24 protein-coding genes and 1 tRNA gene are annotated in these 25,989 nt (G+C 63.0%); 11 read left to right on the plus strand and 14 right to left on the minus strand.

Annotated features, from left to right (window positions below; all coding sequences use genetic code 11):
* The first annotated feature begins 55 nt into the window (after positions 1-55).
* Together ICM05_RS04625 and ICM05_RS04630 are read left to right on the plus strand one after the other, a co-directional pair.
* Positions 56-826 carry a TetR/AcrR family transcriptional regulator gene (locus tag ICM05_RS04625; protein WP_188023415.1) on the plus strand — a complete coding sequence of 257 codons (771 nt, stop codon included), beginning with the start codon at positions 56-58 and terminating at the stop codon, positions 824-826.
* A 104-nt stretch (positions 827-930) separates the two neighbouring features.
* A complete protein-coding gene (locus tag ICM05_RS04630) occupies positions 931-2,949 on the plus strand; it encodes an ABC transporter ATP-binding protein (protein WP_370566766.1) in 2,019 nt (672 codons plus the stop codon).
* Between the two features lie 58 nt (positions 2,950-3,007).
* Here ICM05_RS04630 and ICM05_RS04635 read toward each other — a convergent pair whose 3' ends face one another.
* The 6 genes from ICM05_RS04635 to ICM05_RS04660 form a co-directional block, all read right to left on the minus strand.
* Positions 3,008-4,588: a hypothetical protein gene (locus tag ICM05_RS04635; RefSeq protein ID WP_188023417.1), complete on the minus strand. Its 1,581-nt coding sequence runs from the start codon at positions 4,586-4,588 to the stop codon at positions 3,008-3,010.
* Entirely contained in the window at positions 4,570-5,352 is a 783-nt protein-coding gene (locus ICM05_RS04640) for an ABC transporter ATP-binding protein (protein ID WP_188023418.1), read from the minus strand. The genes ICM05_RS04635 and ICM05_RS04640 overlap by 19 nt, the downstream gene beginning before the upstream one ends.
* A gap of 125 nt (positions 5,353-5,477) precedes the next feature.
* Complete coding sequence (locus ICM05_RS04645) at positions 5,478-6,566, minus strand: acyltransferase family protein (RefSeq protein WP_188023419.1); 1,089 nt, start codon at positions 6,564-6,566, stop codon at positions 5,478-5,480.
* Between the two features lie 167 nt (positions 6,567-6,733).
* The gene (gene nusG, locus ICM05_RS04650; RefSeq protein WP_188023420.1) at positions 6,734-7,603 is read right to left on the minus strand and encodes a transcription termination/antitermination protein NusG; all 870 of its coding nucleotides are present in this window, start codon (positions 7,601-7,603) and stop codon (positions 6,734-6,736) included.
* 54 nt (positions 7,604-7,657) lie between these two features.
* Positions 7,658-7,930, minus strand: coding sequence for a preprotein translocase subunit SecE (gene secE, locus ICM05_RS04655; RefSeq protein ID WP_188023421.1), 273 nt, complete (start codon positions 7,928-7,930; stop codon positions 7,658-7,660).
* A gap of 55 nt (positions 7,931-7,985) precedes the next feature.
* Positions 7,986-8,061: transfer RNA gene (locus ICM05_RS04660), tRNA-Trp, on the minus strand.
* A gap of 156 nt (positions 8,062-8,217) precedes the next feature.
* Here ICM05_RS04660 and ICM05_RS04665 point away from each other — a divergent pair.
* On the plus strand, positions 8,218-9,426 hold the full coding sequence (locus ICM05_RS04665) for a pyridoxal phosphate-dependent aminotransferase (protein ID WP_188023422.1): 1,209 nt from the start codon (positions 8,218-8,220) through the stop codon (positions 9,424-9,426).
* A gap of 109 nt (positions 9,427-9,535) precedes the next feature.
* Here the strand turns inward: ICM05_RS04665 and ICM05_RS04670 are convergent, their stop codons facing one another.
* Positions 9,536-10,453: a biotin--[acetyl-CoA-carboxylase] ligase gene (locus tag ICM05_RS04670; RefSeq protein WP_188023423.1), complete on the minus strand. Its 918-nt coding sequence runs from the start codon at positions 10,451-10,453 to the stop codon at positions 9,536-9,538.
* A gap of 102 nt (positions 10,454-10,555) precedes the next feature.
* On the opposite strand from ICM05_RS04670, the gene ICM05_RS04675 reads away from it, so the two are divergent.
* The 3 genes from ICM05_RS04675 to ICM05_RS04685 all read left to right on the plus strand — a co-directional run bounded on the left by ICM05_RS04675 (position 10,556) and on the right by ICM05_RS04685 (position 13,078).
* A complete protein-coding gene (locus ICM05_RS04675) occupies positions 10,556-12,160 on the plus strand; it encodes an acyl-CoA carboxylase subunit beta (RefSeq protein WP_188023424.1) in 1,605 nt (534 codons plus the stop codon).
* Entirely contained in the window at positions 12,157-12,432 is a 276-nt protein-coding gene (locus ICM05_RS04680) for an acyl-CoA carboxylase epsilon subunit (RefSeq protein ID WP_188023425.1), read from the plus strand. The genes ICM05_RS04675 and ICM05_RS04680 overlap by 4 nt, the downstream gene beginning before the upstream one ends.
* A gap of 385 nt (positions 12,433-12,817) precedes the next feature.
* Positions 12,818-13,078, plus strand: coding sequence for a hypothetical protein (locus ICM05_RS04685; protein ID WP_188023426.1), 261 nt, complete (start codon positions 12,818-12,820; stop codon positions 13,076-13,078).
* A gap of 15 nt (positions 13,079-13,093) precedes the next feature.
* Here ICM05_RS04685 and ICM05_RS04690 read toward each other — a convergent pair whose 3' ends face one another.
* From ICM05_RS04690 to ICM05_RS04700, 3 genes are all read right to left on the minus strand, one after another.
* Complete coding sequence (locus ICM05_RS04690; protein ID WP_188023427.1) at positions 13,094-13,963, minus strand: hypothetical protein; 870 nt, start codon at positions 13,961-13,963, stop codon at positions 13,094-13,096.
* Positions 13,964-14,052: 89 nt separating this feature from the next.
* Entirely contained in the window at positions 14,053-14,895 is an 843-nt protein-coding gene (locus ICM05_RS04695) for a hypothetical protein (RefSeq protein WP_188023428.1), read from the minus strand.
* Positions 14,892-15,464: an RNA polymerase sigma factor gene (locus ICM05_RS04700; RefSeq protein ID WP_188023429.1), complete on the minus strand. Its 573-nt coding sequence runs from the start codon at positions 15,462-15,464 to the stop codon at positions 14,892-14,894. Before ICM05_RS04700 ends, ICM05_RS04695 begins: the two co-directional genes overlap by 4 nt.
* A gap of 76 nt (positions 15,465-15,540) precedes the next feature.
* Between ICM05_RS04700 and ICM05_RS04705 the strand changes: the two genes are divergently transcribed.
* Positions 15,541-16,236 (plus strand): CoA pyrophosphatase, encoded by a 696-nt coding sequence (locus ICM05_RS04705; protein ID WP_188023430.1) that lies wholly within the window; start codon positions 15,541-15,543, stop codon positions 16,234-16,236.
* Between the two features lie 56 nt (positions 16,237-16,292).
* Here the strand turns inward: ICM05_RS04705 and ICM05_RS04710 are convergent, their stop codons facing one another.
* Positions 16,293-17,885, minus strand: a complete 1,593-nt coding sequence (locus ICM05_RS04710) for a deoxyguanosinetriphosphate triphosphohydrolase family protein (RefSeq protein ID WP_188023431.1) — start codon at positions 17,883-17,885, stop codon at positions 16,293-16,295.
* Between the two features lie 69 nt (positions 17,886-17,954).
* Here ICM05_RS04710 and ICM05_RS04715 point away from each other — a divergent pair, with 69 nt between their 5' ends.
* From ICM05_RS04715 to ICM05_RS04725, 3 genes are all read left to right on the plus strand, one after another.
* Positions 17,955-19,190, plus strand: a complete 1,236-nt coding sequence (locus ICM05_RS04715; RefSeq protein ID WP_188023432.1) for a MalY/PatB family protein — start codon at positions 17,955-17,957, stop codon at positions 19,188-19,190.
* On the plus strand, positions 19,187-20,584 hold the full coding sequence (locus tag ICM05_RS04720; RefSeq protein WP_188023433.1) for an O-acetylhomoserine aminocarboxypropyltransferase/cysteine synthase family protein: 1,398 nt from the start codon (positions 19,187-19,189) through the stop codon (positions 20,582-20,584). Before ICM05_RS04715 ends, ICM05_RS04720 begins: the two co-directional genes overlap by 4 nt.
* Positions 20,585-20,799: 215 nt before the next feature.
* On the plus strand, positions 20,800-21,813 hold the full coding sequence (locus tag ICM05_RS04725; protein WP_188023434.1) for a type IV toxin-antitoxin system AbiEi family antitoxin domain-containing protein: 1,014 nt from the start codon (positions 20,800-20,802) through the stop codon (positions 21,811-21,813).
* Positions 21,814-21,944: 131 nt separating this feature from the next.
* On the opposite strand, the gene ICM05_RS04730 is transcribed toward ICM05_RS04725, so the two are convergent.
* The 3 genes from ICM05_RS04730 to ICM05_RS04740 are packed head-to-tail and all read right to left on the minus strand — an operon-like array spanning position 21,945 to position 23,982.
* The gene (locus tag ICM05_RS04730) at positions 21,945-23,117 is read right to left on the minus strand and encodes a UDP-N-acetylmuramate dehydrogenase (protein WP_353055820.1); all 1,173 of its coding nucleotides are present in this window, start codon (positions 23,115-23,117) and stop codon (positions 21,945-21,947) included.
* Entirely contained in the window at positions 23,114-23,539 is a 426-nt protein-coding gene (locus ICM05_RS04735) for a MaoC/PaaZ C-terminal domain-containing protein (RefSeq protein WP_188023435.1), read from the minus strand. The genes ICM05_RS04730 and ICM05_RS04735 overlap by 4 nt, the downstream gene beginning before the upstream one ends.
* A complete protein-coding gene (locus tag ICM05_RS04740) occupies positions 23,536-23,982 on the minus strand; it encodes a MaoC family dehydratase N-terminal domain-containing protein (RefSeq protein ID WP_188023436.1) in 447 nt (148 codons plus the stop codon). Before ICM05_RS04740 ends, ICM05_RS04735 begins: the two co-directional genes overlap by 4 nt.
* Positions 23,983-24,136: 154 nt before the next feature.
* On the opposite strand from ICM05_RS04740, the gene ICM05_RS04745 reads away from it, so the two are divergent.
* Positions 24,137-25,903 carry a biotin carboxylase N-terminal domain-containing protein gene (locus ICM05_RS04745; RefSeq protein ID WP_188023437.1) on the plus strand — a complete coding sequence of 589 codons (1,767 nt, stop codon included), beginning with the start codon at positions 24,137-24,139 and terminating at the stop codon, positions 25,901-25,903.
* The last annotated feature ends 86 nt before the right edge of the window (positions 25,904-25,989 follow it).

A 25,989-nucleotide genomic window follows, 5' to 3' on the forward strand; every position in this document is an offset into this window, starting at 1 on the left:
GGAATGTTTCGTTCCGATTGGAAATGGTAACACCGAACTCAGTACTATGGAAACCATGACCGATGAAGCCGGGCCTCCACTCGCGGCCAAGCTCACTACAGCCGCCGCACCGTCAGAGACGCCTGCGGCCGCAACAGCGCCACTCCGCGGTCGCGCACGCGAAGCCCGCGATAACGACCGCATCCTGCTGCAGGCAGCGCGTGAGGTCTTCGCCCAACGCGGCTGGCAGGCTCCCATGTCAGCGGTTGCCGAGCACGCAGGAATCGGCATCGCAAGTATCTACCGCAGGTTTCCCAGCAAAGACGACCTCGTATTGCGACTGCGATCACTCGCACTGTGTGAAGTGACCGAGGTCGCGCGGGCAAGCCTCACGGGAGAAGTCGCCGCAGAGCCGCTCACGCCCGGCCTCACTGAAGCGATCCACAACCATCGGGACTCCAGCACCGTGGCCCGCTTCCTCCGGCTCCACATCACCATGGCAACAGGTCCGCTCACGGTCGGGTCCTGGCGCCAAGCACTCACATCACCCGAGATTGAGCAGAACACTGTCGAATTGCGATCCGCTCTCGATGTCCTCATCGCACACGACACCGAGGCCGGGTACGTCCCACATGATTTCACTGCGGCCGATCTCATGCTTGCCGTCGTCCATTTACGACCGAATCTTCCGACCAGCAATGAGCGCGCCACCGAGATCCACATACGCCATCTTGAGCTCTATCTCCTCGGCCTTGCAGCCGCTGCGGAAACCCCGTCCCTCGTGAGTGGTTTCGGAGCAACTTGGGAAGAATGGCTCGCCTTCCACACCGTTGAAGACCCCGCATAGCCACCCACTCTCCACCCACCAGCACACAACTCGCATCTCGTTTCCGTCACGAGTGCCAAAGGTGTGTCATTCTCGGGCTTCCACCCAGCGGTCTGGCGTAAAGTATTGGGGTGGCTGAAACATCTGATGTAACCGCTCCCGGGTCGACCAACGAATCACCGAACGCTTCGTCGAAGCGTTCGCGTCGAGGCGCATCGAGGCCCGGCCGCAGCGCATCGTCGCAGCCGCGTGGCCCACGCGCTTCGTTCAAGGAGCTCATCCCCTACCTGTTCGAGCAGCGCAAGCTGCTCGTCGTGGCGCTCGTACTCGGCATCGTCGCCGCGATCGCGTCGCTCGTGCAGCCCCCGATGCTTGGCCTCATCATCAACAAGGTGCAAGCGGGCGAGGCCCTCGGTGGCCTCCTCGCTATCCTCACCGGCATCGTTGTCGTTGGCGCGATCCTCAGCGGCATCCAGCACTTCGTCCTGCAGCGCATGGGTGAGGGCGTCGTCCTCACGAGCCGCAAGCGCCTCATCGCGAAGATCATGAACCTGCCGATCTCGCAGTTCGATCAGCGTCGCACCGGCGACCTGGTCTCCCGCGTGGGCAGCGATACGACGCTGCTGCGCGCGGTCCTCACGCAGGGCCTTGTCGAGGCAATCAGCGGCCTCCTCGTCTTCGTGGGTGCGCTCATCGGCATGCTCGTCATCGATCCCGTGCTGTTCGGTATGACCTTCGCGGTTATCGTCGTCGCACTCATCACCGTTGTGCTGATTTCGGGCCAGATCCGCCCGGCTGTTGCCCGCTCGCAGGAGAAGGTCGGCGACCTCGCCGCCCAGGTTGATCGTTCGATTTCGTCGATCCGCACCATTCGAGCCGCTGGCGCGACCGAGCGCGAGGAAGCCGCGACCGTCAAGGATGCGACCGAGGCGTACACGCTCGGTCTCAAGGTCGCGAAGATCTCGGCCTTCATCGTGCCGATCTCGTTCCTCGCGATGCAGCTCTCGTTCCTGATCGTGCTGGGCCTCGGCGGATTCCGCGTCGCTACCGGCGCCATCACCATCGCGCAGCTCGTCACGTTCATCATCTTCCTGTTCCTCATGGTCATGCCGCTCGGCCAGGCATTCGGCGCGATCTCGGCGGTCAACCAGGCGCTCGGTGCGCTCGGCCGTATCCAGGAGATCACTGCGCTCGAGACCGAGACTGAACGGGACGCGGATCGCTCACCCACCGGCCAGATCGTCCCGCTCGCGACCGTGAGCGATGACGCCGCTCCCGCGATCCGCTTCGAGGACGTCCACTTCAACTACCGCTCGGCAGCACCCGAGCGCGCAGATGCCCGCGATCTCGTGCGCTCGTCGGGCCGCGGCGCCCGACGAGACATGGAAGCGGCCCCTGCCACCATCGTTGAGACCCCGGTGCTGCACGGCGTCACCTTTGATGTCCCCCGCGGATCACGCGTCGCCCTCGTCGGCCCCTCGGGCGCCGGCAAGTCCACCATTCTTGGCCTCATCGAGCGCTTCTACGATCCCGCAGCTGGCGTCGTCGCCCTGCACGGCGCAGACCTGCGCCTGCTCGACCGCCGCGAGCTGCGCTCGCAGATGGGTTACGTCGAGCAGGACGCTCCCGTGCTCGCAGGAACGCTGCGCGACAACCTGCGCCTGGCGTCGCCCGACGCGTCCGACGCCGCGTGCGAGCGTGTGCTGCGCGCCGTGAACCTCGGCGGCCTGCTCGACCGCACGCAGGAGCAGCTCGACCGTGGCACCGTGCCCGCACTCTCGTCGGTGCTCGACCTGCCCGTCGGCGAGAACGGCATCATGCTCTCCGGCGGTGAGAAGCAGCGCCTCGCGATTGCGCGTGCACTACTCACCGCTCCCCCGATTCTGCTGCTCGACGAGTCGACTGCATCGCTCGACGGCGTGAACGAGCGCCTCATGCGTGAGGCCCTCGACTCGGTCTCGACCGGTCGTACCCTCATCGTCATCGCGCACCGCCTCTCGACGGTTGTCGACTCGGACAAGATCATCGTGCTCGACGGCGGCAAGGTCGTCGGCGAGGGTACGCACGCTGAGCTCGTCGAGTCCACTCCGCTCTACCGCGAGCTCGCGCAGCACCAGCTGCTCGTGCCGAAGGACGAGGCGTAAGGGTTCCGGATACGCGAAAGGGCGCCGCACAGGTTTTCTGTGCGGCGCCCTTTGCACGTTAGGCCGTGGGGAATGCCCTGATGCGTGCCAGCAGCGCGGGCGCATTTCGGTCGAACGCATTGCCACCGAACACAATGCCGAGCGCGGCTACGATGAGGCCCCAGACGACGCCGACGGCCAGCGTCAGCCAGCCGAGCGGCGCTGACGACATGACGATGCTCGCAATACAGAGGCCGACCACAGGCAGGCTGAGCAGACCGGTCACGCCAATGACTGCAAACACCGCGAGGCCATTCAGGAAGGTCTGGCCAGGCACCGTCTTGAACGGATTATCGCCGGGTGCCGCGACGGGCATCACGAGCAGCGCGGAAGACACCGCTGCGACGCCGAAGCCAACAAAGAGTACGCCGACCGCCGTGCCTACCGCAGGCAGCAGGTAGTTCGCATAACCCGCCACAATGGGCGGCACGATGGCGAGCAGCAAAATCAGCGGGGTGATGACGATCGCAGAAGCAAGGAGCCGGCCGGCCCGATCCGCGCGCCCACGCGCACCCGTCGCAAGTACCGAGGCAAATGCCGTGCCATCGTATGAAACGTCGGTGTAGGTGGCCGTGCACATCATGAACGCAGCTAAGACGCCTGAGAGCGCGAACGGAATGCTCTGCACGCCAGAGGTGAACAGCATGAGGATCGGGAACAGCGGGAGCACGATGAGCTGGCGCATGTAGCGCGGATCGCGCAGCCAGAACGTGAGCGACCGCGCCAAAGTCGCGCCGAACGGTCCGGTCGGCAGCTTGCCGAAGAGGCCGAGCTCGCCTGCCTTTGCCGTGTGCGTCGACTTCTTGGCTGGCGTGCTGACGCGGCGATCAAGCGTGTAGCCCCAGAGCAACCAGAGCGCGACAATCGTCACGAGTGCAATCGCGATACGAGCGAGCGCAAGGAGCCAGTTGCCTGCAAGCGCGTCACCTGGCACCGCCCAGATCGCGCCGATCGGCGTCCATTCCAGCACCCTGGTCAACTGGGCGAATCGACCAGCAAGATCGGTCGCATCGGACAGCACGGCCGTGACCGCGGTCATGATCGGCCCGGTCAGAATCAGCAGGAAGAGCGCGATCGTACCGAGGAGCTCCTGCCACCTGCGACCACCGCTCGACGCCGAGACCGCCCCCAGCAGACGGCTCGCGAGCACACACAAGACAACGCCGATGAGCGCGCAGGGCACCGCGACGATCGCAGAGACGGGCGAGCGTGACCACGCAATGACTGTCGTGAGTGCTGCCAAGGTCGTGATGATGCCAGGAACACCGGTGAGACCAGTACCCATGAGTACCTGCATGACCTGCGTGCGAGAGAGTGGCAACGGGGCCAGGTGATCCGCGTCGACGGTTGAATCCATGCCAGCCGACACCAGTGGGCCAATGACCCAGCCGAGCGTGAGCGCGGCGCCGCCAATCACGACGGCGGATCGCGTCGCATCAGCGTCAGCAAACACCAGCAGCCCGACCATGCCAGCGGCGGCAAGGAACAGGAGCCAGAGGCCACCGAAGATACCAAAAACGAGGCCGACAATGCGCCAGGGACTCCGGGTGAGGGTGTTCCCGAGAATTCGGAAACGGAGCTTTAGGATTGTCGCAACCACGTCGGTCCCTCCGAAGTGTGGCGGCCACCCACGAGTGTGAGGAAGCGCTCCTGCAGGGTCTCGCCCGCACGCACGTCAGCAACGGTGCCTGCCGCGAGCAGCTGCCCCGCAGCGATGATCGCAACGTGGTCGCAGAGGCGCTGGACCAGATCCATCGAGTGGCTCGACACAATGACCGTGCCACCCGAAGCGGTGTAGCTGCGCAGTACGTCCTCAATGTTGGCAGCCGAGACCGGGTCAACGGACTCGAACGGTTCGTCGAGCACGAGGAGCTTCGGTGCGTGGACGAGCGCGCATGCGAGTGCAATTTTCTTCGTCATGCCGGCCGAATAGTCGGTGACCATCTTGCCTGCCGCTGCGCCGAGATCCATCATGGCGATGAGGTCGGCTACGCGCTGGGGAATCTCTTCGCGCGGGACGCCAAAGATCATCGCCGTGTAGGTGAGCAGCTGATCACCGGTCAGTCGGTCGAACAAGCGAACACCGTCGGCCAAATTACCGATCATTGCCTTCGCTGGAACCGGATCTTCCCACACGTCTACGCCATGGATCCAGGCGCGCCCCGCGTCAGGCCGCAGCAGGCCCGTCACCATCGACAGCGTCGTGGTCTTGCCAGCGCCGTTCGGGCCGACCAAACCGTAGCAGGAGCCGGTGGGCACCTCGAGGTCGATGCCTGCCACCACGAGGTTCTCCCCGAACTGCTTCACAAGCCCGGAGATGCGTAGGGCGGCCTCGCCCGATTGTTCCGATTGGATACCCGTCATGCCATCCAGCCTAGTTTGGCAATTGGACGGCCTTCAAGGGTGTGCGCTGACCTGAGCGCCAAGACCGCGCCTCAGCGGCGTACTGGTCGTGATTCAGTGGCGCTTCGGTCACGCCTCGGCGCGCTTCAGTCGCGCTTGAGCATCCAGTCGAACTTCGGCTCGACAACGATGGCAAACACCTTGGTGACCCACTTCATCGACAGCAGCATCGACAGTCCGATCGCACCCACGATGAGCATCAGGAAGCCCCAGTTGCCGAGCTCGCCAGCGGCGTCAATGACACCGGCCTCACGAAGGCTCCAGATGACTACGCCATGCAGCAGGTATACGAACAGCGTGCGCGAACCCCATGGCGTCATGCCGTTCTCTACGCGCGGCACGAGAATCAGCAAGGCAAGCGTCATGATGCCGGCAATCAACATCAGGATCGCGGTGATGAGAATGCCGAGCCCCGCGGTGGCCCACCAGCCGTGCGGAACGAGGTCGCCAAGAGGCGCGTTTTTGAAGAGCCACTGGTAGCTGTCTCGGTGGGTGAGCCACTTGTCGATCCGCCAACTGCTCTTGTGCATTGCGGGCAGGAAGAACGCAGCCGCGATGAGCGCAAGGGTACCGGCGGCGGCAATGCGGGTGAGCGCGCGCGGGCGCATGAACCAATCGCCGCCGAGGAGGTTTTGGTCCTTGATCTTCCAGCCGATGACGAAGAAGGGCAGGAAGGCAAGGGTGCGGGCGACCGAGAAGTTGGTGCCGATGACGGGGCTGAGTCCGCCGATCAGGGCAAGCACGATGGAGAACGTCAGCGGGTGACGCAAGCGCGCAATGTACGGGAAGATGATTCGCAAGGTTGCGAGGGTGACGAGGAACCAGAGCGTCCACGAGGAGTTCACCAGGAAGCCCTTGCCCGGGGTCTGGTCATTCACTACGAACTTGATGATCGCCCAGATGCCTTCCCACAGGAGCCAAATAACGATGAGCTGAATGGTTGAGCGGATCGCCTTCGGGTTCACCTCTGGCTTCACGAAGAGCCCAGACAGCATGATCATTGCTGGCATGTGGAAAAGGTAGAGGAACGCGTAGGCCGCAAAGCCAAAATCGGTCGTGGTGCGGATCGTCGAGATCATATGGCCGATCACAACAAGCACGATGAGCACGAAACGGGCGTTATCCCAGAGCGCGACGCGTACGCGGGGCGCCGCGGACTTGGGCGCGGAAGTCACAGAGTTCACCCTGCAAGCTTAATCAATGCGCGGGATGCGGGTTTGCCTCGGCCGTCGTTGGGTGGGTGGGGAAACTCACCGCGCCATGTGCAAGCGCCTTCCACCAACCCCGGAAACAAGAAAGCGCCTGTCTGGAATCCCAGACAGGCGCTTTGCTTCGTAATTACTTACGCAAGCTTGGTGACCTGGTCGAAGCCGAGCTCGACCGGAGTCTCGCGCTCGAACAGCGACACCAGAACGGTGAGCTTGCCCGAAGCGGGGTTGATCTCGCTGATGGTACCGGGGAGGCCCTCGAACGAACCCGACTTGATCGTGATGGTCTCACCAATCTCGAAGTCGATCTCAACCTGACCCTGTGCGACTGCGTTTGCAGCTGCCGAGCCCTTCTGAGTTGCGGTTGCGTCGAGCTCGACGGTGCTCTTGAGCATCTCGAAAGCTTCGTTGAGGCGCAGCGGGACAGGGTTGTGAGCGTTGCCCACGAAGCCGGTCACACCAGGGGTGTGACGGACAACCGACCAGGTGTCCTCGTTGAGGTTCATGCGAACAAGAACGTAACCCGGGATACGAACGCGGGTGACCATCTTGCGCTGGCCGTTCTTGACCTCCATGACCTCTTCCATTGGGACCTGGATCTCGTAGATGTCATCTACGGTGCCCATGACCTCACGACGGTTCCAGAGGTTCGACTTCACCTTGCGCTCGTAACCTGCGTAGGTGTGAATGACGAACCACTTACCGGGACGGCGGCGGAGGTCCTTCTTGAAAGCCTTGAGAGGGTCAACAGCCGAGTCGGTCTCTTCCGACTCGCCGTCTTCGCCCTCGGTTGCCTCAGCCTCTGCGTCGCCAGCAACTGCGGCGTCTGCATCTGCTTCGGTCTCTTCGTCTTCGATAGCTGCAGCAGCGGCGTTTGCCTCTTCTGCCGAATCAATATCGAGAGCGTCTTCTACAGCCTCATCAGCGACCGAATCGGTCGACTGCACCAGCGCGTCGAGCGCTGCGTCGAGATCTGCCTCGGGGTTGATCTGATTCTCAGTCATCTCAGTGCTGCCTTTGCTTCTGTAGGGGGAACGTGTACGTCTCGCGCTAGCCGATTAGGCGGGCAGCGAACCAAACACGAACACTGCAAGCCAACCGAATACCTGGTCGAGGACCCACACGAGTGCCATCATGACGACAACGAAGCCGATCACAACGAGCGTGAAGTTCACGAGCTCTTTGCGGGTCGGAGTGACGACCTTCTTAAGCTCGGAGAAAACCTGCTGGATGAAAAGGATGATTCGACCGAAGAAGCCTCGCTTCTTCGCATCGCTCGAATGAGCGCGAGTGTCGATCGGATCGACGCCTTCAACTTCCGTACTACTCATTCAGGCTTTCCTTTCCCAACAGGTGCCCGGTCGCAGTTATCTGCGACCGGGTATCTGGCAGGGCGGACAGGACTCGAACCTGCAACCTACGGTTTTGGAGACCGTTGCGCTACCAATTGCGCCACCACCCTATGGTTCATTGACCATGAATTCACCCACCAAACTCTCTCACGCTGAGGGTGTCAGGCACAAGAAATTTTGGTAGAAGTCAACTACCTCGGATTACATTACGGGATTCCGAAGCAAATGTCGAACTGAGCATACGGATTCCGGGTACGATTAATGCCGTGAGCAGCATCTCCCGTCTTTCAAAGAAAATTTCGGCCATTGGCGAGTCCGCGACCCTGAAGGTCGACGCTAAGGCAAAAGCACTTCAGGCAGAGGGTCGAAAGGTCATCAGCTACGCCGCTGGTGAGCCCGACTTCCCCACGCCCAAGCACATCGTTGACGCCGTACGCGACGCCCTCGATGACCCGAAGAACTTCCGGTACACCGCAGCAACGGGTCTCCCCGAGTTGCGCTCCGCTGTCGCAGCAAAGACCGCTCGCGACTCGGGCTGGGATGTCGAGGCATCGCAGGTCATGATCACTAACGGCGGCAAGCAGGCCGTGTACCAGTCGTTCCAGGTTCTTCTTGATCCGGGCGACGAGGTCATCGTTCCTGCCCCCTACTGGGTGAGCTACCCCGAAGCGATTCAGCTTGCCGACGGCGTTCCCGTCGAGGTATTCGCTGGCGCTGATCAGGGCTACAAGGTCACCGTTGCGCAGCTCGAAGCAGCACGCACCGACAAGACCAAGGCAGTCCTCTTCGTGTCGCCCTCGAACCCGACCGGCGCTGTTTACACCGCTGAAGAGACCAAGGCTATTGGCGAGTGGGCTCAGGAGCACGGCCTCTGGGTCATCGCCGATGAGATCTACCAGAACCTCGTCTACGGCGGCGTTCGCGCAACCTCGATCGTCGAGGCTGTTCCTGCACTTCAGGACCGCGCAATCCTCGTCAACGGTGTCGCAAAGACCTACGCGATGACCGGCTGGCGTCTCGGCTGGATGGTTGGCCCCTCGGACATCATGAAGGGTGCAGCAAACCTGCAGTCGCACATGAGCTCGAACGTGAACAACCTCGCTCAGCGTGGCGCGATCGCAGCCCTCAACGGCCCCCAGGAGCCCATCGAAGAGATGCGCGTTGCCTTCGAAGGCCGCCGCAACCTCATCGTTGACGAGCTCAACAAGGTTCCCGGCTTCCACTGCCCGATGCCCGACGGCGCGTTCTACGCGTACGTCGACGTCGCTGGCGCACTCGGCAAGACCTACCGCGGCGTTACCCCCGCGACGTCGCTCGAGCTCGCTGATCTCATCCTCACCGAGGCTGAGGTTGCAACCGTTCCCGGCGAGGGCTTCGGCCGCGGCGGCTACCTCCGTCTGAGCTACGCGCTCGGCGAGGGCCCCCTCCTCGAGGGCGTGCAGCGCATCCAGGCACTCATGGCTGAGGGTAACTAACCCTTACCAAGCACAGAGGCCGGACCCAGCGATTCAGCTGGGCCCGGCCTCTTGCATTGCGGCCGCGGCCGCGGCACGCATGAGCACACGGCCGCATGCCGCGCACGGACTACCGCAGGTGTTCGACGTCGCCAGCGTGGACGATCAGCTGCTTCCCCGTTGGACGATCAACGACCAGCGCGCCGTCGTCCGCGAGCCGCACCGCACGACCATCCACGATCTCGCCGCCTGGCAGGTGTACGCGAACCTCGCTGCCGAGCGTCACAGAATCACGAGCGGCGCGGATCCGCACCCCCTGCGCCTCACTCTTCGAGCGCGCCACGAGCGCGAGCAATCCCGTGCCAATTTCGCTCATGACCCGGTCGAGGATCGCTGCTCCGCGCGGATCAAATGCCGAAATGCCCGGTTCACCGAACGAGAACTCATCACCCTCGTAGATGTCTTCTCCGAGGTAGGCGCCGGCCGCGAGGAGCGAAGTCGACCGCTCGGTTGGCAGATCCCACTCAGCGATGAAGAGGTTGACGCCCATGCCCACGATGACGTCGCCATTCGGCAGCATCTCGCACAGGATACCGCAGAGCTTCTTGCCTGGGCTGTTGTGTTCTGCGTCATGCTCGTCGCGCACGTGCACGTCGTTCGGCCACTTCACACCGACGCGCCGCGTCTCAGGAACCTCGTCGCCGTCCTCCAGCGCGCGCTCAGTGAGCTCAGAGAAGAAGGGCTGCAGTGCGGCCGATACCGCCGACCCGGCCAGCAGCGGGAGCCAGCTGATGTCGAGGCTTGTTGGCGCGGATCCGCCCCCACTCCGAATGAGCATCGACATCGCGAGGCCAGTGCCCGGGGGCATCTCCCAGCCGCGGCCGAGACGCCCGCGGCCCGCCGTCTGCTGAACGGTCGCGAGGACCGTGCCGTGCGGGACAGCATCACCTTCGCGTTCAACGAGCTCACGCAGCTCGGCATTGGTTGAAGACGACCGCTCGCGCCATTCAACGCGGGGCAGAGCGGTGCTGGAGCGTGGCAGGTTCATACGGGCGAGCGTACCTGATTGTGATGATTCCACAACGATTTACCGATCCCGCTGGAGAACCTCTCCCACTTTCAGCATGGGGTCCGCGATAGTCTGGAAGACGTGACTGCAGAGAACTCATTCTCCCCGGAAGATCTGGCGACTACCGCCGGACGCATTGCCGACCACCGACGCAAGTATCAAGAGGCCGTTGGTGACCGTGACGCTGCCGCTGCTGCAAAGCAGCACGCTCGTGGCAAGCTGACCGCTCGTGAGCGCATCGCGTCGCTCCTTGACCCGGGTTCGTTCGTCGAATTCGACAAGTACGTACGCCACCGTTCGCACGGTTTCGGCATGGAAAACAACCGCCCCTTCGGCGACGCAGTCGTCACGGGTGCCGGTGAGATCCACGGCCGTCAGGTTGTCGTCTTCTCGCAGGACTTCACCACCTTCGGTGGCTCGCTCGGCGAGGTCGCAGGCGAGAAGATCGTCAAGGCGATGGAGTTCGCGCTCAAGACCGGTGCACCGCTCATCGGCATTCTGGATTCGGGTGGAGCTCGTATTCAGGAGGGCGTCGTTTCGCTCTCGAACTACGCAAAGATCTTCCGCCTGAACACCAAGTGCTCCGGCGTGATCCCCCAGATTTCGCTCGTGATGGGCCCGTCGGCAGGTGGCGCGGTGTACTCGCCCGCCCTCACCGACTTCGTCATCATGGTCGACAAGACGAGCAACATGTTCGTCACCGGCCCCGACGTCATCAAGACCGTCACCGGCGAGGAAATCGGCTTCGAAGAGCTCGGTGGTGCGCTCACGCACAACCAGACGAGTGGTGTTTCGCACTACCTCGCGAGCGACGAGCACGACGCACTCGACTACGCACGTACCCTCGTGAGCTTCCTGCCTGACAACAACCTCGCAGAAGCTCCCGTGTACGACAGCGAGGCTGTTCTCGAGATCACCGAGGCGGATCGTCGCCTCAACTCGATCATCCCTGACAGCCCGAACCAGCCCTACGACATGAAGGAAATCGTCGAGGCTATCCTCGACGGTGGCGACTTCCTCGAGGTGCAGCCGCTGTTCGCGCCGAACATCCTCATCGGCTTTGGTCGTGTCGAGGGTCGCTCGGTCGGCATCGTCGCGAACCAGCCCAACCAGATGGCTGGCACGCTGAACATCGCAGCGAGCGAGAAGGCTGCACGCTTCGTGCGCTTCTGTGACGCATTCTCGATTCCCATCGTGACCCTCGTCGACGTTCCCGGCTACCTGCCCGGCGCAGACCAAGAGCACCAGGGCGTCATTCGCCGCGGTGCAAAGCTCCTCTACGCATACGCAGAGGCAACCGTTCCCCTCGTGACCATCATCACCCGCAAGGCTTACGGCGGAGCGTACATCGTCATGGGCTCAAAGGAGATGGGCGCGGACTTCAACATCGCTTGGCCTACCGCTGAGATCGCCGTTATGGGCGGATCGGGCGCAGTCAACATCCTCTACCGCAAGGAGCTCGCAGCCGCTGCTGAGCGCGGTGAGGACGTTGAGGCACTCCGCGCACAGCTCACCGCGCAGTACGCGGCAGACGTCACGTCGCCGTTCCTCGCGGCAGAGCGCGGCGAGCTCGACAACGTGCTCGAGCCCGCTGGTACCCGCCTCGCAGTCATCAAGGCCCTCCGCGGCCTCCGTGGCAAGCGCGAAGAACTGCCCGCTAAGAAGCACGGCAACATCCCGCTGTGAGCGATCAGCTGCTTCCCCCCGACGCCTCTGCTCGCGACGCTCTGCGCCGCGAGCAGGCAGGCTCGGATGATTCGGTACTTCGCGGCGAAGACATCACCTTCGTCACGAAGAATGTCAGCGACGAGGAGCGCGCGGCAGTTATCGCGGTACTCACACAGGCACGCGCTGACGAAGCGCGCCGTGTAAAGCGTCGCGAACGCCGCGAGCGCGAGCCCTGGGCTCGTTCGCAGCGCGTCTCAGAAGGCATCGCAGACCTGCTCATCGAAGGCTAGCTTCTACCGTTCGGGCTCGGCTTCGGTCCGGGCCTGGCTTTCGGGCTCGGCCCCGGCCCCGGACCCGGCCCCGTGAGCATCCCAACCCCGCGAGATCGACCCTTTCTCTCGAGATCATGAGTTTCTACGCCTAGAAACTATGGTTTTCGGCAGAAAGCGTCGATCTCGCGGGGTTGACTCGTTTCTGGGCGGCGGCGCCCACACCTGCGCCATGGTCTTGTGATGTATTGGCTGGCCGGTGCCAGCAGCGCCAGCAGCACGTGGCACAGTTCTCGGCTCATCCCACGTCAGGCCTTGCGGGGCCGAGTATCCCAGCGAATACGCTCTGAACAATTTCTGCAGAAATTGTCATGCAGTCTGAAGAGTGCGAGCGCGGGAGGTTCCGATGTGGCTCACCAAGAAGGTCACGCAGGTCAGCATTGTTGTCGCCCTCATCGCGGTATTCCTCGCAATGGTGTGCGTTGCGCTCGCTGCGGTGCACTACGTCATTGCACTGCGCTCCGGAGACAATCGCGGCCTCCCTGTGACGCTTGCGATCGGGTTGTACGGCAGCGCGACAGTCGTCTGCGTCAGTAGCGCGCTCGCGACATTTGCGGGCACGCTCTACTTGCTCGCGAAACGACGCATTCGGCAACAGCTCAAGTAGGGCCGAGTATCGAAGCTACTCTGCTGTCGCCAAAACCCCGGGGTCGTCATCATCGATCGCCCAGAAATCAAGACCCGCAAGCGTGGTGCCGTCTTTGAGGTGCAGGTCGTAGGTCATGTCCTGCTCTGTGCCGAAGACCTCTTCGTATTCCTCCGCTCCCGTTTCGGGAACGAGGTAGTTGCCGTTCTCGTCGAGCTCTCCCTGTGGCCACCACAACAGGTAGTTCCCGTTCGCTACGGTCGCAGTAACTGCAAGATCACCAACGTGCAGGGTGACTCCGGCCACATTTGCTCCGACGCCGCCACCCGTCATGGCATTTGGTCCGTCGGGTCCCTCACTGCCAAACATGGCTTCGCTCAAAAGCTCATCGGGTTCCGGGGTGTACTCAGGCGCTGTCCCGTCACGCCCGCTCCAGCCGTTGAGCAGAACTTCGGAGGTCTTCGATCCTGGTACTAAGGCGACGAGACAGCTCCCGTAACCTCCCACCTCATTGTTCCCGTCGAACAATATCGCCACAGCATTTCCACGTCGCTCTGACGCCAGCACACGTGTGGTTGCAACTGTCATGGGAACCTGTGACAGGCTTTCCTCTCCGCTGCACGCAGCCACCGCAACGGCCAGATCCGCGTCTGAAACTGCCGAAGGCTCGGCCGTCCACTGCGCGTTTATCTCAACCACCGAATCATTTCGAAGGATGACCACAGCGGCGATCCCGACGAGCATCGCTGCTGCGACGATGCCGCCAACCGCCCAAAAGACGCGGCGGCGAATCAGCTGTCTCCGCGTCGGCAGGGCATCGGGAGGGGTCTCCGCATCGAGGAGCTTGTTCGACCCCGGCGCTGTCTGGCCAGCATCGGCATTGTGGCGATACATTTCAAGGTTCATTGCGGCTCCACCTTTGCAGTTCCTTCCAGGCTACCCACGAACGTGACCGTAGTTGCGCAAGATGCGAGTGGATGTCACTCACCAAGCACTCACTCACCCGTTGGGCTGCTCCATTCCTCCGCCTCCTCGGGTGACAGGGGTTGTACCCCAGTTTTCGTCGTCCCGTCCGTGAGCGTGAGGTCGAAGGTGATCTGCCCGAAGGGGTGCGGAGACGAGAACAAGCGAAGGTCCGATGTTGGCCACCATGCGGCATAACGGCCGTCTGCAACCGTCGCTTGCACGGCGGTGTCGCCGAAGCGCACAGTGACGGCCGAGACATCCGGCCCAACTGCGCCCGATGCGATCGATGCTTTGCCTCCTGCAAGATCCAGATCCCACACGACTCCACCGACCATGTTCCCCGGAGGTGAGGCAGGTGCCGCGCTATCGCCGAGTTCCGCGCCACCTGTAGCCGCAAGCACCCGGCTCGCACCGGGCGGCAATTCGACCAGGCAGGTAAGTACTGTCTCTGGATCCGCGCCCCACAACGTCAGGCCGATGAGATCACCACGCCGCTCCGACAGCACAGTGGTTGGGCTCTTGGGGATCTCCAGGTCGAACTCGGCGAGCGTCGCGCGGCAGGCCTCCCGTGCTACGTCGAGTTCGATGGGGGTGACGGGCTCGGTGGTTGCGGTCCAGGTCGCGATTGCGGGCACCTTGGCGGATCCTTGCTGCGGCAACACCAGCATCGCCACCGCTGCGCACGCGCCTAACGCAACGACCACGCCGACGCGCATCGTGAGACCCGCTCGCGGTCGCTCGCGCAGGCGCTGGCGGCGCTTTGGCGGCGCACTTACGATCTCCTCGAGTAGCCGATCCGCCGCCGCTCGCTGGCGAACGTCAGGATGGGTCGCCGCAGCATCAAGCGCGCGGATCTTGTCATCAATATTCATCGTGCCTCCTGCGCCGCGGCTTTTGGGGTTGATGGGGTGGTCGAGCCAGTGTCAGTGTCAGTGTCGGCGAGCAGCGTTCTGAGCGCGGATCGGGCGCGCGAGAGGCGCACTCGGTAGGTTCCAGGTCTGATGCCCAGTGCGGCTGCAGCGGATTCCGCGTCGAGTTGCTCGAAGATCGCGAGCGCGAGCACCTCTTGTTGCGCGTCGGAGAGCTGTTTCCATGCGGCAGAAAGATCCGCCAGAAGCTCGACTATTTGTAACTCGGTGTCCATCGCGGGTTCGGCGCGATCTGCGTGCGTGGCAAGGTGCACGGCAAGTGCTCGACGTCGCGCGGTACCACGGCGCTCGTTCAGGAGCGTGTTGCGCACGATTCCGAAGACCCAAGCGCGACGCGCATCACTGGTCTCTGGGGCACGGTCGAAGCGACGCCACGCGACCGTCATCGCAGTTGCGACGGCTTCTTCGGCGTCGGTGGGTTCAGCTCGTCGCAGAGCAAATCGCAACGCATCATCGTAGACGTCGGCAAAGAGACGTCGGTACGCGCGCTCGCGATCTTGAGTATGGGCCATATCTTTCACATGTCCGGCTAGAGGCTGGTCGTTACAGCTCCGGCTCAGAATACATTCGCAGGGTTAAGCTTTCGATATGTCACTCACTCCCGATGTTGCGCGCGCACGCGAAGAACTGAGCGCGCTCCTTGAGCGAGGCATGGACCTGCGGATCACTCCGCAAGCGCCACCGAACGACCGGCCGTACCGGCATTCTTCCGTGTTGATCTTGTTTGGCGCGCTTGACCGAAAGCCGAGTTTGCGAGCAGACTCGTCACCGGTTTCACGTGATCTTGACGTGCTGCTCATGCGGCGCTCGTCACAGCTGCGGCATCACGCTGGAGAGATTTCGTTCCCGGGCGGCGGTGCCGAAGCTCACGATCCCGACGCAGTCGCGACCGCGTTACGTGAGGCGAACGAAGAAACTGGACTCGACCCTGCTGGGGTCGAGGTGCTCGGCACGCTTCCCGAGGTGGCCATCCCGGTGAGCAACAATCTTGTGACCCCTGTTGTCGGCTGGTGGTGCGCACCAAGCGAGGTACGTGCCGACGAGAGCGAATCAGTGGAGGTTTTCCGTGTGCCGGTCGCTGACATGCTCGATCCCGCATCACGCGGAACCTCCGTGCTCCGCCGCGGCGGCCTCTCGCACCGTGGCCCGGCATTCCAGCTGACCCCAAAGTTGGGGCGTCACATCGTGTGGGGGTTCACCGGAATTCTCCTCTCGTCGATGTACGACGAATTAGGTTGGACCCAGCCCTGGGATCGGAAGCACGAGTTTCCGCTCAGCAAGTAGCCCTCACGCGCCACCCGGGTATCGGCCGATCGAGCGTTGGTCAGTTGGGCCCCGCGCTACAGCACCGTTCCGTTGAGCTGTGCGTGTACCTGTACGGCCTGCTGGTCGCTGAGACCTGCGACGTAATCAAGGATTGCACGTGTGCGACCCTGACGAATCAAGCCCGGAATTGACGTGTCACCTGTGAGCAAATCTGGGCGCGATTCTCGAAGCTCCATCAGGCCTTGCGTGCCTTCCTCCACCCATTCCAGCAGGCTTCGTGGCGCATGTGACGCGTCAACTGGATCGGAGAGCCAGGCATCGAGCCCGAGCGTGATGCTCTCGATGATGCGGGACTGGCCGCGCTGCCGCAGGGCATGCTCGGGACGTTCGAGGACGAAGTGAGCGTGCACGAACTTCAGCACCATCACCTCGTGCCACGCCCGCTGGTTGAGTCGTACGTATCCGCCGCGAACATTGGGGTGTTCATCGACGACAATTGACGAGCGCAGGCGCTCGATCCATCGACGCGTGAACCCAGAAATCGCGCGCTCGCTCGTGATGCCTCCGTCGTAGGGCACGGCGAGTAGTCCGTCGCCAATCTCCTCGGCAACAATGCGGACAGCCTCAGCGAATGCATCGTGTTCTGCGATCCAGCTGTCCTTGAGCTGCAGGCGTCGCCACAGCAACTCGAGGGATTGCCCGGGTTCCCGGGTATCAAGTTCAGCCTCGTTCGCTACCGCGAGCGACCCCTCGACTGCGAGCCACGCAGAGAACTCACGCAGCACCTCACCACGCTGCAGCACCCCGGCCTTCGCAAAGTCGTCCAGATCGTGCACTGCGTAGGCGATGTCGTCCGCGAGGTCCATGACCGCGCACTCGACGGTCTGCATCCCTGACGGGATCGCAGGGAACGCTGCCAGCACCTGCTCCATCTCAATTGCTTCAAGCGCGTAGGAAGAAAACTTGTCAGCACCCGTTTCAACATTGATGCCTGCGCCGCGGGGGCGATCCGCCGCTTCGATGTCAGTGAGCGGGATGCCTGCCCAGGCCGCCCGCGTCCACGGGTACTTGAGCGTCGCGGCGCGCGTGGCCGCGGTGAGGTTCAGTCCGTCGAAATCGCGGCCGAGGGTATCGAGGTGCGTGAGAATACGGAACGTCTGCGCGTTGCCTTCGAAGCCCTCGGCAAGGCCGAGGCGGGTGCGGGCGAGGCGGTCGAGCACACGCTCCCCGAGATGCCCGAAAGGCGGGTGCCCGAGGTCGTGCGCGTGAGCTGCAGCCTGGGCCACCACGGTGTCGCAGCCTCCGAGGGTGGTGACGATACGCCCGGTATCGTCACGCTCTGCAGTCTCTCCGCGTTCGAATGCTTCCCACTGTGCAGCGTGCCCCGCAAGCTGTGCAGCAATGACACGCGCCACTGCGCTGACCTTGAGCGAGTGCGTGAGTCGGTTGTGCAGCACCGGACCAACGCCTGTCTGCGGGACGACCTGGGTCACATCTGACAGTCTCGCGAAGTAGGAAGAGAAGCGGATTCGTTCAAGATCTACTCGGAAGGCCTCGGGCGTATCTGGGCTCTCTGCGAACTGCAGCGCATTTTCAAATGCAGCATGCTGCGAGGATTCAAGCTCAGCGTGGCGGCGAGCGGTGCGGTTGCGTGCGAACGTCTCCATGTCCTCAGAATATGACACCCGCTTACAAAAGGGTTCGGCAAAATCGGTCGCGGGCGTGAAGATGAGAGTATGAGCGACTGTACCGATCCCAGCGGCGTCCCGTTTCCCGCCCTCGACCCCGCATTGCTGCGCACCGAACGCACAAGTTTGAAGTGGACGCGATTCCCCGCCGACGTGCTTCCGATGTTCGTCGCTGAGATGGACTTCACGATCGCACCCGAGATTAAGCGCGCACTCATTGAGCGGATCGAGAACTCGGACATCGGCTACCTCGACAGCCCTGGCCCGCTGGCTCCCGCATTCGCAGGTTTTGCCCGCGACCGTTGGGGTTGGGACGTCAACGAAGATCATGTGCGCCTTGTCACCGATGTCGCTACCGGCGTCGTTGAAGCGCTTCGCGTTGGTCGCCCTGCTGGGGGCCGACTCGCGATTCCTGTTCCGACGTACCCCGGCTTCTTCGAGATGCTTGAAGAGCTGTCGTTTGAGACCGTGCAGGTACCGCTCGTCGTGCCCGGTCCCGGCACCGGCGAACCTGGCGGCCTCGATCTCGAAGCAATCGAACGCGAGTTCGCTGCGGGCATTGACGCGTTTATTCTCTGCAACCCGCATAACCCGCACGGCATCGTGTTCACGCATGCTGAGCTCACCGCGCTTGCTGAGCTCGCTGCGAAGTACGACGTGTTTGTTGTTTCGGACGAGATTCACGCTCCGCTGGTTCACGACTCGGCCGCGTTCGTGCCATTCGCTCCGGTCGCGGCTCAGGCTGGCGCTCTCGCGCTTGCGTCGACCTCTGCGAGCAAGGGGTGGAACATCGCCGGCGCGAAGTGCGCAGTCTTGGTCGCGGCTGACGATCGCTCGGCAGAACTGCTCGACCAGCTTCCGCCCGAGGCAGTCACTCGTTCCAGCATCCTCGGGTTGCACGCTGGAGTGGCCGCCTTCACTGAGGCACGTGACTGGCTCGACCGAGCTATTGCGCAGATCAAGGCCAACGATGACCTGCTCGCTGAGCTCGTCTCCGTGCACCTTCCCGGCGTCGTGCACACGCGCCCCGCGGCAAGCTACGTTTCGTGGCTTGATTTCCGCGAGGCAGGGCTCGGCGACAATCCCTACGAGCGCATCCTGAATGACGCAAAGGTCGCCTTCAACAACGGCGCATTCTTTGGTGAGGGTGGCCAGGGCCATGTGCGGATCAACCTCGCGTGTGCGCCTGAGACGATCCGTGAGGCGATCCGCCGAATTGCCGCCATTCTCCCGTCGACTGCCGCCGACGCACACACCACTACTGTCGAAGGAACCGCACGATGAGCGCAGCAGCACGTCCCGAATACGACTGGGCTGGATACGGCTTCGACACCCGTCAGGTGCACGTCGGCGATTACGAGGACCAGAACCATGGCGTGCGGATCCCGCCGCTTGCGCTCTCAGCTGGCTACGTCTTCGAAGATTTTGATGACTGCGTCGAGCGGTTCCAGGGTCGCCCGGCACGCGGTTCAATGGAAGAGCCTGACTTCTTCCCACAAGAGCCTCCTTCGGCCATTTACTCTCGACAGGGAAACCCAACGAACACGGTCGCTGAGCAGCGTCTCGCGTCGCTCGAGGGTGGAACCGAGGCAGTTGCCGTGTCGAGCGGCCAGGCAGCAATCTCGTCGGCGCTCTTCACGCTCGCCCAGAGTGGCGATCACATCGTGTCGACCGCGTCAATCTACGGCGGCACCCGCATTCTCTTCGGTCGTAGTTTCAAGCGCTTCGGCATCGAGGTCGATTACGTCTGGGACGCAAACGACGATGCCGAGTGGGAGGCAATGATCCGCCCCAATACGAAGGCGATCTACACGGAGACTATTCCGAACCCACGCAACGACGTCACCGATTTGCACAGGATCGCGTCAATTGCTGCGAAATACAATCTTCCGCTCGTTGTGGACAACACTGTCGGCACCCCGTCACTCATCCGTCCGATTGAACACGGTGCGAACATCGTCGTGCATTCCACGACCAAGTTCCTGACCGGTCACGGCACCGCAGTGGGCGGCGCGATCGTTGATGGCGGCACGTTTGACTGGCCCGCAGCCGAGGCAGCTGGCCGAAGCTACCCGCTCATCAACAACGCACCACGACCTGGCGCACGTTCGATCTTCGAGCGATTCGGTACAGCGCACGCCTACGCCCGCGCAGCCCGCGAGCAGGTCGTGAACGATATCGGCCCCGCACTCTCACCGTTTAGCGGGTTCCTGCTGCAGCAGGGCATGGAAACTCTGTCGCTGCGCATGGAACGTCACGTTGCGTCTTCACAGCGGATCGCAGCGTGGCTCGAGACCCAGCCCGAGGTTGAGTCCGTGGACTACGCCGGCCTCCCATCGAACCCGCTGTTCGACCTCGCAGCACGCGACTATGGCCTCGACGCGACCGGCACCTACGCAAACACCGGCTCCGTCTTCGGTGTGACCGTGCACGGCGGCATCGATGGTGCACGCGCATTCACCGACGGCCTGCGCATCTTCTCGCGCATGACCGGCATCGGCGACACCCGATCAATGATCATCCACCCCGGGACGTCGACGCACGCGAGCTTCACGCCTGAGATCAACGAGCGCCTCGGCATCACCCCCGGCCTGCTGCGTCTGTCAGTCGGCATTGAGAGCGTCGAAGACCTCATCACGGATCTGCGCGCCGGCCTCGATCGCGTCGCCGCGTTGTAGCGTTTTCCCGCTCCTTCGGGCTCAACCCCTCGAAAGGCCCTGTTTCACCCGAAACAGGGCCTTTCTTGCGCCAGAAAGGGGTGTTTTCGACAGAAAACCCCATTTTCGACGGGTTGAGGGAGCGACTGGCGAAGTCGAATCGGGGCCGCGAAGCTTATCCACAAGCGTCGATTTCGCTCCTTGTTCGTCTGCCTCCAGCGCACCAAACTCGTGGCATGCTCAACACGTTGTCTCCAAAACCCCCGTCACCTTCGACCCCGAGTTCGCCCTGCGATCAAGCCATCGCGGACGCGCTCGCGCACGCAGATGCCGAACTGCGCACCCGCAGCCAGCTCGTGCGCCTCGGACTTTCAGACCAGCAGATCGCCGCGCGGTGTGAGGCCAAGGAGTTGGTGCGGATCCGCCGCGGAGTCTACGTTCCCCACGATTATTGGCGTGATCTGTCGTCTGAAGCCCGTCACCTGACGCAGATTGTCGCCACGACCCGTACTGCGGTTGAGCCGCCGGTCTTCTCGCACCACTCGGCGGCGATTTTGCACGGTCTGCCGATTTACCGTTTCCAGCAGGCGCGCGTTCGCTCTACCAGCGTTGCTCACACCGATCCCGGGCACACTATTGAGCGATACGGCCTGCGGTTTACGGCGCTCGACCGCACGGTGCTTGATGTCGCATGCACGTCCACGCACGAGGTCGCGGTCGGCGTGCTTGACCAGGCTGCGCGGTACACCACGGCCGGCGGGCTCGCGCTCAGCGCATGGCAAGCAGCGTTGCTCACAACTATGGACGCGGAAGGAATGCAGCGCGGCTGCCGGCGGGCACGGAATCTCATCGGCATCGTGGATCCCGCCGCCGATTCGCCTCTGGAAAGCGTGAGCAGGCTGTACCTCATGGCGCTCGGACATGAAACCCGCACCCAGGTAGAGGTGCGCGCTCGAGATGGCGGGCTGTATCGGCTCGACTTTGAGCTGCCGGAGCACAACGTCCTCGGCGAAGTCGACGGGATCGTGAAATACCGCGATCCGACGATGCTCGCGGGCCGCTCCCCCGATGCTGTATTACTGCAGGAGAAGCGCCGCAACGACTGGATCGTCGGGCAGACCGGCAAACGCCTCATTCGATGGGGCGCCACCGAACTTCGCTCGGTCAATGACTTTTCACGGTGGCTTGTACAGATGCGGATCCCCACCCCGCCCCGTTCGGCGTCTCGACGCGGGGAGCTTCTCGTATGAGGTGCGGCGTCCCAAACACGGCGAAAGGGGCCGTTTCTCTCGAAACGACCCCTTTCACACCGCAGAAACTATCGATCTCGGCAACAAGTACCAATCTCGAGGGGTTGAGCGATGCGCTCGAGATTGAGCGACTACACGTGCAGACCGTACAGGTTGGGCTCGGGCACCAAGATGACACCGAATTCCTGCTGGACACGCTGTACAACGAAGCGGGCAAGCTCGGCGACGTCAGCAGCGGATGCGCCCCCACGGTTCGTCAAGGCAAGTGTGTGCTTCGAAGAAATCGCAGAGCCAGATCCAGGCAGACGGAAGCCCTTCGGCACCCCTGCGTTCTCGATGAGCCACGCAGCAGACAGCTTTACACGCTGTTCAGCGGCTGGCGGGGCGACCCGAAGCTCGACACCGCGAGCAAGCTCCTCGAACGTCGTTGCGACCGCTGCTGGCTCAACGTTGCTCACAGGGAAGCGCGGAGCATTTTCCGGAAGAGTACGGGCAAACGACTCCGACACAATCGGGTTCGTGAAGAACGAGCCCGCGCTCCAACTGTCGCGATCATCCACATTCAGCACCATGCCCTTGCTCGACCGAAGCCGCAGCACCGAGTCACGAACGACGCCGATCGGCACCTCGGCACCAAGTTCGACACCGAGTGCACGCGCCAGCTGCTCGTACTGCACGGGAGCGGTGGCGGATCCGCCATCGCCCTCGCGGAGCAACAGATCAATCGACAGCACAACACCTTCGAGGCCCTGCTTGATCACCGAGTCACGGTAGCCAAGCTCAAGCTCGGCCACCGACATCCGGCGAACCTCGCCGTCAGACGCAAAATCACCAGGAAGGAATTCAATCGAATGCAGTACATCCGAAAGCTCCTGCCCGTATGCACCAATGTTCTGCACAGGGGCAGCACCTGAGAGCCCGGGGATACCAGAAAGCGCTTCGATGCCAGCAAGTCCCTGAGCGACGCAGGTTGCGACAAGTTCGTCCCAATCCTGACCAGCCTGCACGCGCAAGCGCACCGTGCCGGGGGCGAGATCGGGATCAGCGATCCGCTCGATTCCGCTCGTACGAACAAGCAGCACAGTGCCGGGGTAGCCAGCATCGGAGACGATCGTGTTTGATCCGCCACCGAGCAGAAGCCATGGCTCGCCCTCGTCCCACAGTTCCTCAGCCATTTCGACGAGATCTTCGCGGGTCTTCGCGACGAGCACGCGCTCGGCCGGGCCGCCCACGCGCATCGTCGTGAGCTCGGCTAGGGTCGGAGCGGTCTCCGCAGCGGATTCCGCCACTGCACCGTGCTTCACGCGAACGCCGCGAGCAGCTGAGCCTTACCCAGCACGGTCGAACCGTCGAAGACCACCTTGAGGTCAATGCGCGCGGTGCGAGCATCAGCGTCAAGCGCGCCAACGGTAGCGGTAACGGTCACGGTTGCACCTGCAGCGGCGTCAACGGGAACCGGGCGGGTGAAGCGTGACTGGTAGTCCTTGACCCAAGCCGCGGTGCCGAGCCAGTCGGTCGCAACCGAACCCGCTGCACCCATAGTGAGCATGCCGTGCGCGAGCACGCCGGGGAGACCGACCGACTGCGCGACGTCATCACGGTAGTGGATGGGGTTGAAGTCGCCCGAGGCGCCTGCGTAACGCACGAGGGTGTCACGACTGAAGTCGAGCTCACGCTCAGCGACAACATCGCCGACGGTGAGGTTCTCAAATACTGGAGAGGTCATGCCTCTTCTCCTCTCACGACGAGGGTCGAGATCGCAGTGACGACATGCTCGCCTGCCGCGTCAACGATGTTGCTCGACGCAGTCACCATCGAGTGACCACCGAGCTGCTTCACTGCAGCGATCGTGAGCGTCGCGGTGAGCTCATCGCCAGCAACGATCGGACGCGTGTAGGTGAAGCGCTGATCACCGTGAACGACGCGGCTGAAGTCAACGCCAGCTTCCTCGTCAGCGAGCAGCTGCGCGAGGGTCGACTCCTGAACAACAACGGCAAACGTCGGAGGTGCAACAACATCAGCGAAACCAGCAGCCTGTGCAGCTTCAACATCGGTGTGCAGCGGAGAAGCGCTGAGCACGGCGCGCGCGAACTCGCGGACCTTCTCGCGACCTACGAGGTACGGCTTAGTGGGCGGATACTCACGCCCCTGAATCTCTGGATTGACCACTCGTTCAGTCTACAGAGCGCGCCTCGGGGGCGGTATCGCCCGGCCCGCAGTGCGCGGATCCGCCTCACTCCTGTGCCATCCAGCAATAGATTCCGGGCGAGGTTTGTTGGGAATATCCAAGTTGAGAGACATCCACTGGAATAGGCTTAACCTTATGTCGCGCATTCGTAAAGTGCTCATTGCCAACCGTGGAGAAATCGCAGTACGTATTATTCGTGCTGCCCAGGACAGCGGTATTGCATCCGTTGCCGTGTACGCGGATCAGGACCGCGACGCACTCCACGCCCAGCTTGCCGACGAGGCATACGCCCTGCACGGCACCACCAGCGCCGAGACCTACCTGGTTGTAGAGAAGCTCCTCGCAGTTGCTCGCCGCTCGGGCGCAGACGCCGTTCACCCCGGCTACGGTTTCCTCGCTGAGAACGCGGCGTTCGCGCAGGCAGTCATCGACCAGGGCCTCACCTGGATCGGCCCGAGCCCCGAGGCAATCGAACGCCTCGGCGACAAGGTCAGCGCACGTCACGTTGCTGAGAAAGTTGGCGCTCCGCTCGCTGCCGGTACCAGCGATCCCGTACAGAACGCTGACGAGGTTCTCGCGTTCGCTGACGAGGTCGGCCTTCCCATCGCAATTAAGGCTGCCTTCGGCGGCGGCGGTCGTGGTCTGAAGGTTGCGTATGAGCGTGACGAGGTTGCTGAGCTCTTCGAGTCGGCAACTCGTGAGGCTGTTGCGGCGTTCGGTCGCGGCGAGTGCTTCGTCGAGAAGTACCTCGAAAAGCCCCGCCACGTCGAGACGCAGTGCCTCGCCGACGCCCACGGCAACGTTGTTGTCGTTTCGACGCGTGACTGCTCGCTGCAGCGCCGTCACCAGAAGCTTGTTGAGGAGGCGCCCGCGCCGTTCCTCACCGATGACCAGATCGAGCGTCTCTACAGCTCGTCGAAGGCCATCCTTAAGGAGGTCGGCTACGTCGGCGCAGGTACCTGTGAGTTCCTCGTCGCGAAGGACGGCACCGTCTCGTTCCTCGAGGTGAACACCCGCCTCCAGGTTGAGCACTGTGTCTCGGAAGAGATCACGGGCATCGACCTCGTGCGCGAGCAGTTCCGCATCGCAGAGGGCGGCACCATCGAGTACGGCGACCCCGTTGCGAAGGGCCACTCGTTCGAGTTCCGCCTCAACGGCGAAGATCCCGGCAACGGCTTCCTTCCCGCTCCCGGCCCGGTTGCGGTCTTCCGTCCGCCGCTCGGCCCCGGCGTCCGCATCGATACCGGTGTTCAGTCGGGCGATGTCATCTCGGGTTCGTTCGACTCGATGCTCGGCAAGCTCATCGTCACCGGCGCGACTCGTGAAGAAGCTCTCGAGCGCAGCCGCCGCGCACTGGAAGAGTTCGAGATCCAGGGCCTGCCCACGGTTCTCCCCTTCCACCGCAAGATCGTTCGCGATCCCGCGTTCACTGCGCCCGACGGCAAGTTCGGCGTCTACACGCTGTGGATCGAGACCGAGTTCAACAACGACATCGAGCCGTGGGAAGGCGAGAACACCGTTCTCGCTACGGATCCGCGCCGCCAGACCGTTGCGGTCGAGGTCGATGGTCGTCGCGTCGAGGTGTCGATGCCGATGACGCTCCTGCCCGCCTCTGATCTGGACGTCACCCGCGGCCCCGCACCCAAGCGCGCAAAGGGTGCTGGCGTCTCCGGCGCAACCGGCAACGCAGTCGTCGCGCCCATGCAGGCGACCGTCGTGAAGGTTGCCGTCGAAGAGGGCCAGCAGGTTTCTGAGGGCGAGCTCGTAGCCGTTCTCGAGGCGATGAAGATGGAGCAGTCGCTCTACGCACACCGTGACGGCATCGTCACGGCAATCGACGCTCCGGTCGGCCAGACCGTCCCGAGCGGCCACGTGCTGCTCAGCATCACCGACGCCGAGTAAGTTTCGGTCGCTGTGCGGGGCGGGCCTCAGCCAACCCCGCACAAACAGGTGCTTCTCCCGAAAAGGGGTCTTTCATACGTGTGAAA

The organism is Leucobacter sp. cx-42 (assembly GCF_014529985.1).
Lineage (GTDB): Bacteria > Actinomycetota > Actinomycetes > Actinomycetales > Microbacteriaceae > Leucobacter.

Coding starts and splice junctions, on each gene's coding strand:
- ICM05_RS04700 (WP_188023429.1), bottom strand. CDS start 15,464: ATGGCCCATACTCAAGATCGCGAGCGCGCGTACCGACGTCTCTTTGCC.
- ICM05_RS04705 (WP_188023430.1), top strand. CDS start 15,541: ATGTCACTCACTCCCGATGTTGCGCGCGCACGCGAAGAACTGAGCGCG.
- ICM05_RS04690 (WP_188023427.1), bottom strand. CDS start 13,963: ATGAACCTTGAAATGTATCGCCACAATGCCGATGCTGGCCAGACAGCG.
- ICM05_RS04640 (WP_188023418.1), bottom strand. CDS start 5,352: ATGACGGGTATCCAATCGGAACAATCGGGCGAGGCCGCCCTACGCATC.
- ICM05_RS04670 (WP_188023423.1), bottom strand. CDS start 10,453: ATGAACCTGCCACGCTCCAGCACCGCTCTGCCCCGCGTTGAATGGCGC.
- ICM05_RS04695 (WP_188023428.1), bottom strand. CDS start 14,895: ATGAATATTGATGACAAGATCCGCGCGCTTGATGCTGCGGCGACCCAT.
- ICM05_RS04720 (WP_188023433.1), top strand. CDS start 19,187: ATGAGCGCAGCAGCACGTCCCGAATACGACTGGGCTGGATACGGCTTC.
- ICM05_RS04625 (WP_188023415.1), top strand. CDS start 56: ATGACCGATGAAGCCGGGCCTCCACTCGCGGCCAAGCTCACTACAGCC.
- ICM05_RS04685 (WP_188023426.1), top strand. CDS start 12,818: ATGTGGCTCACCAAGAAGGTCACGCAGGTCAGCATTGTTGTCGCCCTC.
- ICM05_RS04710 (WP_188023431.1), bottom strand. CDS start 17,885: ATGGAGACGTTCGCACGCAACCGCACCGCTCGCCGCCACGCTGAGCTT.
- nusG (WP_188023420.1), bottom strand. CDS start 7,603: ATGACTGAGAATCAGATCAACCCCGAGGCAGATCTCGACGCAGCGCTC.
- ICM05_RS04735 (WP_188023435.1), bottom strand. CDS start 23,539: ATGACCTCTCCAGTATTTGAGAACCTCACCGTCGGCGATGTTGTCGCT.
- ICM05_RS04725 (WP_188023434.1), top strand. CDS start 20,800: ATGCTCAACACGTTGTCTCCAAAACCCCCGTCACCTTCGACCCCGAGT.
- ICM05_RS04745 (WP_188023437.1), top strand. CDS start 24,137: ATGTCGCGCATTCGTAAAGTGCTCATTGCCAACCGTGGAGAAATCGCA.
- ICM05_RS04715 (WP_188023432.1), top strand. CDS start 17,955: ATGAGCGACTGTACCGATCCCAGCGGCGTCCCGTTTCCCGCCCTCGAC.
- secE (WP_188023421.1), bottom strand. CDS start 7,930: ATGAGTAGTACGGAAGTTGAAGGCGTCGATCCGATCGACACTCGCGCT.